Origin of the sequence: Paenibacillus pabuli NBRC 13638 (assembly GCF_001514495.1) — a bacterium.
Taxonomy (GTDB): Bacteria; Bacillota; Bacilli; order Paenibacillales; family Paenibacillaceae; genus Paenibacillus; species Paenibacillus pabuli.
The window spans coordinates 177,644-190,120 of sequence record NZ_BCNM01000004.1 but is presented as its reverse complement, the minus strand read 5'-3'; the positions used below and the strand labels follow the sequence as shown (position 1 = coordinate 190,120).

The following is a 12,477-nucleotide window of genomic DNA, read 5'->3' as shown; positions in this document are numbered from 1 at the left end:
AGTTGTGAAAAATTTCACTACTTAGCGGACAGTTATTATGTGATTTATTTCACTTTATACACTTATTATAATGTGATCTTTTTCACATTACAAGGGGTTGATCAAAATAAATTTGTCGAATGTGTTTTTCTTTACAATCAAGCGAGCTATCGATTCATCTTTATTAACTTCAGTTTCCCCTGCTTGTGACTGGTTTATGCTCAAAAAAAGCCTGTCCTCCAATTCTGGAGGCAGGCTTCTTCGTACCATTTATACACCAAGCAGTTTTTCAATCTCTGCGGTCATGACTTCTGGGGATTCTTTCGGTTCAACACGTCCTACAACTTCACCCTCACGATTCACGAGGAACTTGGTGAAATTCCATTGAATGCTGTTGTCTTCACCAACACCTGGTTGCTGCTCACGCAGATACTTGAACAATGGGTGCGCATCTTCACCATTGACGTCGACCTTGGCAAACACGGGGAAATTAACGCCATAGTTGATTTGGCAGAATGATTCGGCTTCCTCACTGGTACCCGGCTCCTGGCCGCCAAACTGGTTACAAGGAAAACCCAGCACAACCAAACCTTGATCCCGATAGCGATCATAGAGCTTCTGCAATTCACCGTATTGTGGAGTCAGTCCACACTTGCTGGCTGTATTGGCGATCACCAACACTTTGCCTTGGTACAGATCCAGTGGGACTTCCTGATTTGCGGTCGTTACCGCCTGATACGAATATACGGACATGACTGATTCCTCCCATGAGTAAGATGTAAGTTGGGCCGCGGTATGTAATGTACTGAATGACCATACGGCACACAGCCTGTCTCTATATTATAGACCTGAGGCGATCAATTACCAAATCTGTGATTAAACCTATCCAAGTTAATTCGTAAAAGCACACTTCGCCATCAACATGGGCCAAGATTTTACCCTGACTTCGCAGCCAAAATAGCATCATAACGCTCTTGGCGCTCTGCCTTGGTCAATTTTGGACAACTGTAGCAATAGTTCTGCCCGCCATACACCTCATGGTGTAAACAGCAGACTGGCTTCATGAGCATTGTTTCTCCAGGTTGATGCGGATTATCAATCTCCACCGGTTTGAAAGTTAACACGTTCTTTTTCAACCCCAGAATCTGTGGAGACATCGCGATCACATGTTCATACCCTTCTATAACCGCTTCACGTTCCGTCTCTTTCAGATTCATCTGTAACGCCGTCGTTTTGAACCATCTCAGCATGGATGCGAGTTGTGCCCACATCTGACCCGGATTCGCTCCTCCTGCCATCGCAACTCCTTCAATCATTGGACGCAGCTGCTCTCCGTAATATGCTGTCAATACATCATTACGCCAGGATGGAACGGCATCCGGGCCGGTCACCCGTTTCGGATGCAATCGCTCGGTTGCATTGTACAGTTGAAAACTAATCACCGGACGGCCATCCTTTACTTCCAACTGCAAGATAACGTTATCTAGCGAAAGATCGAGCCAAGTGTCACATAGAGCCGTCATGTAGTGAACACCAATCATCAGGCCACGAACCGAATGCATAAAATAAACAGCCGCCGAGCGAAGAGAATCAGCCCGAAGATGCTTATTGTATGCCTCCAGCATAAGCTTGGCCTTCTCGGGATGTCTTAAAGCTGTCAAAGGCATGCCAAAGACACGTTCGTCTATCGGTGCAGTTGTTGTTATTCGTCCATACTGCTGTAACCAGGTGTAGTTGATTGCTCCCATTCCTGTAGACCTCCTGTGAATGCGAATGAGCCGCGTGCAAGATGCACAGCGGCTTCATTCTATAGTTTAGGACCACATACGGCCCGTATCTTAGTTCAGGTCGCGTGAAGAACGCGCTGCTCTGTCCGTCCGCCAGCATGAACCATTGCACTGTTCATGACCATTGGTTCTGGAGATGCAGACTGTTGGCGTTGACCCGCGAGGGCGTAAGGCAAGCAGAGCGGTACACCGGAACGCGGATCAATCACGATATCAGCTTCAATGTTAAATACTTCGCGAAGGACATCGGAGTTCATAACCTCTACGGGTGAACCTGTAGCGATGGCTTGACCTTTCTTGATTCCAATCATGTGATGCGCATATCGGGAAGCATGGTTCAAGTCATGCACAACCATAACGATCGTACGGTTTGCTGTGGCATTCAGCTGCTCCAGCAATTGCAGTACTTCCAGCTGGTGAGCCATATCCAGGAACGTTGTCGGCTCATCCAGGAAAAGGATGTCTGTCTCCTGTGCAAGAGCCATGGCAATCCAGGCACGTTGACGCTGTCCACCGGACAGCTGATCGATCGGGCGATCATGGAACTCCGTCATGCCTGTCACATCAATAGCCCATTCAATCATGCGTTTGTCTTCAGCACGCATCGAACCAAAACCCTTTTGATAAGGAAAGCGTCCGTAGGACACGAGTTCGGTTACGGTAAGTCCTTCGGGAGCGGTTGGATTCTGTGGCAAAATCGCAAGCTGTTTGGCAACTTCACGCGTGGACTGCTTATGGATGGATTTCCCGTCGAGCAAAACACTACCTGCTTTTGGATTCATGATCCGAGCCATGGTTTTCAGAATGGTAGACTTTCCTGAACCATTGGCTCCAACAAGTGCCGTGATTTTTCCCTGGGGAATTTGAATATTCAGATTATCAACAATCAGTCTTTCCTCATAAGCGATATCCAGCTTGGACGTCTCCAGACGAAACATGCGATCATCCCTCTCTCATTTATCCCGGTTATGTATTCCGGCTATGATAACGAAAACGAAATTATAGTTCAGCGTATTTCCGGCGCAACAAGTTTCTATACTCTAAAGATACTGATAATCATTATCATTTGTCAACACTAAATACGAAATCCCTTGCTGGTTTAGAGCTTTTTTTGAAGGGTTTTACTTCATTTCGGCTACATTACCCACCTTTTATGTGAGAGCTTTTCTCATCGTTTACGTGCATTTCACCGCTTTGCGCACGGTCATCCTTACCCAGCATTTTAACAATGTGTCCAAAATGTGAAAAATAGACCTGTTGTGATTCATTTTGTATATGACCTTCTCCATCCCTTGAACAAAACAAAAATACAGCCCCTGCGAAATTCTTCGAGGTGGCTGTATTTTGTAATGAATAACATCCTCAAGTCATCTCGCTCAGAGCTTCGGTGCCGGGACCAGGTTAATCACGGTCGTCCCACTCTGAACACTTACGATGTTCTCCAGATCGATATCGGCCGGAAGCTCCACTTGGTGCCCATAGGGGTACAGACGGTCTGCTTCGGCAACAGTCAGATTTTCCGCTGAAGATGGATCTGATCCGGCTGACGGAGACGAATCTGAAGGCATGTCGTCTGCTGCTCCCTGTGCGGAGCCTTCATCCCCAGCGTCAGAGGCTGTGCCAGTCCCTGCATCCGTCGTAGTATTCCCTGCAGTTGAGTCTGAAGCGGTGTCCCCCGTCGTGGCTGAATCTGCCCCCTGCTCGGCTTCTCCGTTCTGCTGAGTATCTTTGGCAGTATCCGTAGAAGAACCTGCGGGGCTTCCTTCAGGCGTGCCCTCTGTGATGTTTCCAGCTGCACCTTCCTCATCCGGCTCCGCATTTCGGTTGAAACTCTCCCATTCACCCTCTGCATGGATCTCCTGTTTGGTACCATCTTTTAAGTTCCATTGGAGCATGTCCTTTTGCAAAGCGTTGCTGTCCGTTTCATTTCTGTAACGGATCACCAACCGGGCAGGCAGCTGTGTACCGTCGTCCGCTTCGGATGACGGAACGAGGTAGGCGATCTGTTCAGCGAGCTGCACTTCCGGTTCAGCAACTGGCTCCTGTGCAAGCGGTGGTGATTTCGCTGGCGCCTCCTCCTTATCTCCCATGAAGGCATACATGCCTCCAGCAACACCTAGGATTATGATGACAATGATTGATCCTAGAAAAAAGTTTTTCCTTTTACCTGTGAGCATGCGAATCAGCGGGGAAGACAGCTCTGTTCTGGCACGGTCATAGGCCGGCTTCATCGTCTTGCTTGCTCTGGCGTAATAGGGTTTGAAAGCTGACTTTGACTTAAAGGCTTCGCGATCATGGGTCTTGAAATAGGCCACGATTGCATCTGCGTACCCCTTATGCGCGTTGGCGCCGCGAATAAACAATCGTTGATTTCCCGACCACTCCATAAATTCATACAACACTTCTGCTCTTCCCGAATGACTGTAGATAAATTCAATAAGACCAGGATAATCGAGCCTGTTACTGCCACTGCCACCTCGATAAAAAGCCAGCGGCAGCGCTTCAAATGCAGCCGTACCCGGAAGCTCACGCAACTCTTCGGCAAGCCAGCGACGTGTCCAGCGCTGGAGCTCATTACGCTCGGACAAGGAGAGTGCCTCCAGTTCCTCTTCGTTCCGCCCCTCGCCACTGAGCCAGGCTCTCGCTGCCAGCATCATGTTTGTACGTGCGGACACATCGGCTCCCTGACGTGCAGCCCAGTCCCTCACCTCGTTACCATGCAGCAAAATATCAATGCTTAACAGCTGTTCACGATTAACCCGCTCCAGATCGAGATCCTGGATCATAAACAAGTTGATGACGTAAGCCAGCTTATCTGCCAGCCGGGTTAACTCCTCCTGATATGCAGGTTGCTGGGCGGCAGACTCAGACCCACCTTTCCGGTTAGCTCGTAATACAGCTCCAGACTGTCCGATCCTGGCGGTAATGCCTGAATCGAAAGAAGCTGTAGCTGATACACGGTCCAGTACACTAACCCGTTTAAGTGCTTCATTGGCACACTGCACAGGGTTAGGTGCAGAACATAATCGTTCCCGCAGCTCGGTGGCCGTTCGTTCCAGCAGGAAGTTGTTATAGATGGCAGACGGATGGGATGTAACCCATGTCTGAATCACTTCCACGACGTCAGCTGCTGATTCTGTACGCTTCAGCTGATTATCCAGATAAGGCTCGAATAGCAGCTTGGTCAGTGATTCGTTCGCCAGCACTTTGTCGAAGAAAGCACGGCTTAACAGGCTGTCCCGCTCCAGCAAGCCATACAGTTCCTGCACAGCACGCATACGTTTCTGCGAACGGGCGTTATTAATGCCATAGATGAAATAATCCACGATCCAGGACTGGACGACTGGTGCAGCGACCCGGAAATACTCCCCAATGCGTGCAGCAACTGATTCTTCAGGTACATTCTCGCGTTTGACGCTGTCCAGCTCACGACTGAGCAATGTCAGAAACAGCTCGTTCAAACGTGAACGCTGCTGTGCTCCGCCTTCCGGTTTCAAGTAGGTGAGCAGGCCACTCAGGACATCGCTTTTGTTATCCAGATACAGATCTTCCCTACCTTGCTCCAGACGATAGAACATGGAAAGTTCTCCGTATGCTTCAATGGAGAGGTCCCGTCCAGGTTCCATGCCGGACAGCATCTCATCCGCAAAGGCATAAAATGGATCGGCAGCCGCTGGCTCATGCAGCAGTGACCAGGCAAATTCCGCGTAAGGAAGCTTCGCCACAGATGCATCTGCATGGGTAACCCTGCCCGATACCAGATCAAAGGTGAAATCCTTCTCCGTATTCCGGTCTTTCGGACGCAGTGTTCCCCTCTCCACAAACTGGAGGTGGATGCCTTTCTTCGCGTGTGGCTCCTTCGCAAACGTCATAAAGCCAAGCTGCCGCCGGAACGCGTAAGGCAGCGTCTTAAATAACAAACGCAGCAGTCCCTTGGCTCCGGCTGTAACTTCCTCAGGGGGCACATCCAGCGCAATGTATACCTTCCGACGTGTCGCTACAGCTTGCATGACGGCGTAGAGCAGGCGCTTGAACACCACCTCGTCCATTTTCAGAGCGCCTAGGATCTGACCTGTAGAAGAACCGGGGCCAAGGTCACCCGCCGGATTTGTCCCGAAGCCTGAACCACTCCCCCTGGCCGAACCTTGTCCAACATCAGCTGCACGTGGCAATTCAGCAAGCGCAGGCAGCACTGTGCCTTGTTCGATGTCATAGGACGTGGCGAACACAGCATCCAGCCAGCCGCTTTGCTTCATCTGCTCTTCCGAGCGTTCGGGAGACAAGATGTAGTTATGAGCGAAAAAAGCACTGCGCAGCCCGGTGAAATCAGCAGACTGGTACACATTTTGCCCAAGGATCGTCTCCCCGCTCTCCAGATGCAGCAGATGAATGGACGGCGGGAACTTCGTCTCGTCCTTCTCACTCCGCCCCGTTAGCTCCGCTGGAGCGTCATAGACGCAGTAGGGATGAAGCACTTTTTTGATAAAAGAAGGATCCAATCCCGGCGATGCGGCAACCGTATCGAACCCCTCCGTTGTACGAAACACCCCGCGCCGCTCTCGAGTGTACATCTGTTGTTCAATTGGCGGGGTTATGGAAGAACGCATCATCCCACTCTCCCCTCAATGTACTTCAGCTTGTACAACAGCCAGAGAAATGGCTCATCAACACGGATTGGACTGACCACGCCTTGCAGCTTCATATCCACCGGATTGCTTCCCAGCGCTGACACCGCAAAGTAAGCCGTATCCTTGAAGTACACATCCATCGTGCCTTTGAATGGACGGTCCACCTTCTCGATAAAACGCCGGATCTCCCCGTCGATATTCTCGAATTCGGTCAGGTCAAACCAGTCGCGGTGCACCATGTTGCGAAACACATTGCTGTTGGATTTGATGTAATCGCCCTCTTCGTCCTTGAGGGAATGCAGCATGTCGCTTTTGGTGAGCACGACGGCTGTTGGAATATTCGTCTTGGCTTTGTCCTGGTACGCAATAAAGTCACCGAACATCGTCAGTACCACATCACGCGGCTCATCGTATCTTGGCGTCCACTCGCCTGGCTCATTGCCGAGGTTGATGCGGATTTTGTCCCGGATGGAACGAATCTGGAGCGGGTCGACCATGAACAGAATGCCTGCCGAGTTCTTGATATGCTGCCCGTGAAGTCCCAGATAGTCCTGCTCCACCATACCTTCACCAGCCACGTCAAAAAATACCAGTGTCAGCGGGGCTTTATCTTCATCCTTGAATACAAATTGAAAAATAAAAGGCTCTTGCAGCTTCTCTTTCTGCGTTGAATCCAGCAGATCGCCCCGCTCGAATAATGGTTCTTCATAATCCGCACGGAACCGGCGGCTAATCTCCGCATTCAGCGGCATGCAGGCCGCATCAAAGTGATCGGCAGTATAATGCTGCAATGTATGAATTAATGAAGTCATGTAAACGGATTTACCCACCTGGGATGCCCCGATAATGGAAATGATATTGCTTGGTGCTTTGCCTGCCGTGACAGGCAGCTCATTATGGCACTGTGGACACAGTCGACGCCGTGTAACGACACCGTAGCGATCGTTCAGTCCCATCACAATATTATCCGAATAGATGCGATGTTCCTCAGGTACATCATGCGGAGCCAGCACGGCCTCCATATCAAACACCGTATCCAGTCCAAACCGTTCACGATACCGATTCAGCTTCGCATCTTCCCCAAGTGCGTAGTCCTCATCGTCGTCGCGATGGTGCGCAGCCCGGAACACAACCTCCTCCGGTGAAAACTTGCTGAAGCAATACGGACATACGATATCGTAAAACAACGGCCGTTCTTCAGGCTGCTGTCTCTTCAAAAACCGACTAAAAAAGCTCATAGCCACTCCCCTCCCCTGATCTGTTAGACAAAGTTGATTTACACTTGCACTACCGATGACAGAATTTCAGTGTAAAAAATTAGCCTAACTATCTAGTCTGATATAAGCCTATAGGCGGCTCCATACTTTGGTCCGTCCGTGAAGAACAGCCTCACGTAATCGTCCTTGGCTACTTCGACGGGTGGCATCTCATTTCTTCCGGGAGCAAAGTCACTCACAAAAGGGTACACCGTGCCATCTTCCTTATTCAGCGGAACCCCGCCTTGCTTGCGGACATAACAGAGCGCTTCCTTCGGAACAGGTGCTTCGGCGGTGATGGTCATCAGTACACTTTTTCGTTTCTGAAAAAAACCGCTCTTGTACCGGATGGAGAAACGAATATCCGCCTTGCCCGCACTGGCAATCACCGTATTGTCCCCATCAAGCTGACGCAACAAAACCGGCCCGTCTTCCTCCATCTGACAAGCATACACCGTGTACCGGATGGCACCAAAACCTGTGATCCGATCCGTGTATCCGTTGCTCGCCTTATATTCTTCTTTCGTGTATAGCTTCAGCTTACCCTGTGCAGTCTGTTCCCCAGTGCGATCATCGCCCCTCAAATCGAGCTCCAGCCGTTCAACATATACAGCTTCCACGCTTTCTGGCCAGAGCCAGCGAAGTGTACACTGGTTCTCATCCACTGCAAGTGTCAGTCTGCGAATCAGGGGCGCTGAAGAGTCTGCATCCGTAAAACGCATCTATCGCCTACCTCCAGACGTTAAAATCCTTTGCTGCGCGTATCTCTTGCCCGCTGACCGAATCCTTCCACCGAATTGGTACTCCCACCGGCATCACGGCGCCCACGGGTCTTCCGCGGTGTATTCTCCTTGATCGGAATAATCCAGGTGAATAGGGTCAATACAGCAGACAAAATCAGCAGCGCCCCGAATCTTACAAATGTATCACCCACCGTTGATCCGTCCAGACCCCATTCGAGCAGAAGTCCTGCCAATAAACCAGACACGGCGCCACCAATTCCGAAACTGAGTGCGAGATGACGGTTATCGAATACCAGTCCGAGCGATACTCCAAGAGCGACACCAATTAATAGTATGGCAGCCACTCGGAAGATAGCCAGATACGTACTATGCTCCATCATGCCTGTCCGTTCGGTCACCAGTGTACGTTCATCAATCGTATCGTAAATTTGCTGGAATGCCAGATTAAGCCCACCGGAATCCGGTACATCATAATACATACCACCCGTCTGCTGTGCGATATGACGCAGCAAGTCGGTTCCGGAAGGATCTACCAGACTCAGACCCACCGTATTGACGGCAATCTGTTCATTCGCATACTCGGACAATATGCCGGATGTGTCTACATCACTGAATCCATCCGATAACAAAATCGCTACCGTTCCGCGTTTTGGGTCCTGTTTGCCCTTAATCTGCTCCATCGCTTCCCGCAGCACGGCATCGAAATTGGTTCCACCCGAGGTCGTCACGATACCGTCAATTTTACTGTATACCTCATTTTTGGCGGCTTCACTGTCCAATCGGATGAAAGGCTGCAACAACTGGGGCTGATCATCAAACGTAATGACTGCGACCTGTTTGTCGCTCTCCATCTGACTGATTAGCGTCTTCGCTGCTTCAAATCGGCCGTTATCCGGGTCCGTATCGGTCATGCTGCCTGAATTATCAATCATCAGTACAATATCTTTGACTTGCTTTGCACCGCCTGGATTAATCTGATACAGCAATTGAAGTGCCATTCCAACAACGAACAACAGCGCAAGCGTTGCCGGAACAAGCAGTTTCCAGGATAAGCCCAGATACCGCAGCTTCCAGGAAGAACCGTTCAGCTTGGGCGAGATCATTTCTGCGAGTAAGCAGAACAACCCTACGCTCAGTGCCAGCACGCCAAAGTATAATCCCATCAGCAATAAACGAGGCATTTCCCCAAGCCACTGACGCAGCATGATTTCTCCTGCCGCAAAACCCACGGCCCCGCCGATCAGGCTAAACAGGACCAGGAGAAGATTAATTTTTCGCTGCATGTGTGTATGCATCCTTTCCAAACCAGCCTTCTATCGACTGAATTATTACAAGATATCGGGTGGTACAACACGTTCTAGTTCCATCATGCCCTGGACGGGGAACAGATGAATGTTAATCCTTTGGAGACATAGAACACAAGCTCATATACAATGATCCCGTTGCACTGCACTTTGCCCGTTCCAAGGATAAAACCCATCTGTACCTCCCTTCCGCCCCTAAGACACAGCCTGATATTCTATCGCATCGGCGAGAGCTTGTCTGCCATACCTGCCGGGTGAAGTTCATACCCATTTTCCGTATACGAGTCGTAATAGACTCTACCGTTACGATAAACCATCAGATCCTCCAGATGAAATCCACCCATCAGATTCAGCTTTTCCACACCACTGCTTCGTTCTTCGTATACCACACCCAACTTATAGATCCGTGACGTTTCTTCGGCATGTGCCGCGTAGTCCATGAAGGCACTGTGATGGTCGCCAAAGAAATACTTTTCTTCATACCGATGTTCCTGCGTATAGTCGAATACTCTTACCCGAACGACCGCCTGATCCTCCAATGTGCGATACAATCGGCGGAACAGATCATCACGGGTCAAGACATTTTTGTCACCATAGGTAATGGTTACATTCGCTCGTAACAGCAATTCTTCTTCAAAAGGTACCCGAAGCGGTTCTGCTGTAAGCAGCATCGCATGACATACCTCCATCAGGCGGTGCAGCAGATGCTCATTACCTTCTGTGGCAAGCCGGTTCATGTCCCCCATATAACGGTCCTCAAACCAGACATCACGTCCGCGCTTCGCCTCCAAATCAGCAACCAGCGCTTCCGTCACTTTGCCGTAGTACTCCATGACATTCTGACCGATATATTCATCTGCAGCAGCAATGCTCTCCACAGCTGTCTCACGCAAGATACGTTCCAGCGCTGCCAGTGTTTCCGTTACCCTCCGGCTGAACGTATGCAATTGTTCCATCTCCGTATCGTAGGCACGCAGCAGCTGCAATTCATTCTCCAGACGAAGCAAATCAACTTTAGGCACATACACACGCTCCAATAAGCAATCGATCAGGTTGCGCACGTTCTGTTTGTCACGGAACAGCGCCCGTTTGAACGACTGATCCTCTACCCGCTCCTGTTGGCGCTGCTCAAGCAAGGCACGTGCCGATTCAAGCTGCACCGATTTATCACGAATCAGTCCAAGCAATGCCTCACGCACACTGCCAAACCCGCTGTCACTCCAGGCTGCCCACTGAAAATAGCCAATCTCGGGATGCTCCGTACGTGATTGCTCCGCTTGGCGACGCAGGGAACCTTCTGTGCTGCGTTGGCGCATTCTTTCCTCGGCAAGACGAACCACGTTATCTCGAAAGTACGCCTCTGCCCCCTGCCCGAACAGCGCTCTCTCTGCTTCACGCAGCGAGAGCGGCTTCAGGTCAGTGAAGCTGATATTATGCGTCATAATGCCGCTCATGCCGCTCACCAGGTCCTCATCGGGAAGTATTCCTTCCACTTTGCTCTCTATCGAAGTACCATCCAGTCCGAAGAAGAGGAGCTTGTCCTTGATGCTCCATTCAGGTTCCTGCCGCATTCGTTCGAGCAGATAACGATACAAGTGATACAACACTGCGAGTGCAATCGGTTTGTTCGGCCGTCTAATCTCGGCAAAACCTGCACTGGCATAACCGTGCTGATCCGAGGTGGTACGGATGTTGTTTTTGAACGATGTGTTGTTATACGTGTTGGCCCCTGTGCTTGATATTGTACCGGAACTGTCTGCATCCTGCTTCCGGTTCTTGAGCAGACAGATTCGGCAGATGATCTCAGCATTTTCAATCCACCCGCCGGGGACGCCGGTTCCCCGCTCGTTTTTGTCGGACAAAATATATACGAGATCGAATAATGGAGAAGCAGGATGCACAACCGGAATGGAGATACCATCCTCCGTAACTAACAGATTGCCACTGAACGTAAAGTCCAGCCCCTGCATGTAGTCCAGTTCCCGCAGAAAAGCGAGTCCTGCCGCACTAGCATAACCAAAGGAATCGACCTGCTCCATCTCGCTAACCAGCACATGCAGATCGGTCTGTACCGACTTGAATGATTGGGCCAGTATGGTTTCGGTTAGCTTGGTAAGCTCCGGCAGCAGCACATTCAATGGATCATCTGCCCTGGTCACGACGGTCACATAGATTCGATCGAACGATGAATACAGACGTCCGTATTCAGCAATACGATTGCTTACCCGCCGCAGCGTGCGATTCAGACCAAAGAGGGCCTGATCTGAATCGTGGAAGCTGCGGTGTATATCCTTGCGCAGCGTTTTGGACGGTCGCCCGGTCTGCGCCCGGGATATAGGGAGCACGTGGCGGGTCACCTGACCCTCATCGAACGAGCTGCCATTCATGGCTTCAGTCGGACGATGCCTACCTGGATATGATGATTGACGGTCATCGCTATGTTCACCACGTTCAAGCTGACTACGATTATCGTTGTCATGCTTCATTCGTCCGCTGCTGTCATGGTCACGATGACGTTCATCATCCTGATCTTCCGTCCCAATCTGTACATAAACTACGCCTTCTCCGTTATCCCACTTCAGCCGATTGATCTCCTGGACAGCAGATACTGCCGGAGCGACCTGATCACCCACGAACAGGAACAACGCCGGGTAATGGATGCTGCTGCGACCATCACCCAGGCTGCCTTGACGCTCCTGCTCTGCTGCATACTGTGCTGCATACTTCTCCAGATTGCGCTTCAGGGCATTGTTCGAGCCGAACTCCATCCCGGCCGCCAT

8 protein-coding genes are annotated in these 12,477 nt (G+C 50.6%); all 8 read right to left on the bottom strand.

Annotated elements, in window-relative coordinates; translation table 11 throughout:
• Positions 1 to 249: 249 nt before the first annotated feature.
• The 8 genes from PPA03S_RS07940 to PPA03S_RS07905 all read right to left on the bottom strand — a co-directional run bounded on the left by PPA03S_RS07940 (position 250) and on the right by PPA03S_RS07905 (position 12,477).
• Positions 250 to 732, bottom strand: coding sequence for a glutathione peroxidase (locus PPA03S_RS07940; protein ID WP_062321567.1), 483 nt, complete (start codon positions 730 to 732; stop codon positions 250 to 252).
• Positions 733 to 914: 182 nt separating this feature from the next.
• Positions 915 to 1,727 (bottom strand): ferric iron reductase, encoded by an 813-nt coding sequence (locus PPA03S_RS07935; RefSeq protein WP_062321564.1) that lies wholly within the window; start codon positions 1,725 to 1,727, stop codon positions 915 to 917.
• Positions 1,728 to 1,822: 95 nt separating this feature from the next.
• Positions 1,823 to 2,704, bottom strand: coding sequence for an ABC transporter ATP-binding protein (locus tag PPA03S_RS07930; protein WP_062321563.1), 882 nt, complete (start codon positions 2,702 to 2,704; stop codon positions 1,823 to 1,825).
• A gap of 438 nt (positions 2,705 to 3,142) precedes the next feature.
• Positions 3,143 to 6,376, bottom strand: coding sequence for a GAP1-N2 domain-containing protein (locus PPA03S_RS07925; protein WP_062321561.1), 3,234 nt, complete (start codon positions 6,374 to 6,376; stop codon positions 3,143 to 3,145).
• A complete protein-coding gene (locus PPA03S_RS07920) occupies positions 6,373 to 7,632 on the bottom strand; it encodes a TRAFAC clade GTPase domain-containing protein (RefSeq protein WP_024632789.1) in 1,260 nt (419 codons plus the stop codon). Before PPA03S_RS07920 ends, PPA03S_RS07925 begins: the two co-directional genes overlap by 4 nt.
• Before the next feature lie 92 nt (positions 7,633 to 7,724).
• Entirely contained in the window at positions 7,725 to 8,372 is a 648-nt protein-coding gene (locus PPA03S_RS07915) for a hypothetical protein (RefSeq protein WP_062321559.1), read from the bottom strand.
• Between the two features lie 20 nt (positions 8,373 to 8,392).
• Positions 8,393 to 9,676: a vWA domain-containing protein gene (locus PPA03S_RS07910; protein WP_062321557.1), complete on the bottom strand. Its 1,284-nt coding sequence runs from the start codon at positions 9,674 to 9,676 to the stop codon at positions 8,393 to 8,395.
• Between the two features lie 236 nt (positions 9,677 to 9,912).
• A complete protein-coding gene (locus PPA03S_RS07905; protein ID WP_062321555.1) occupies positions 9,913 to 12,477 on the bottom strand; it encodes a hypothetical protein in 2,565 nt (854 codons plus the stop codon).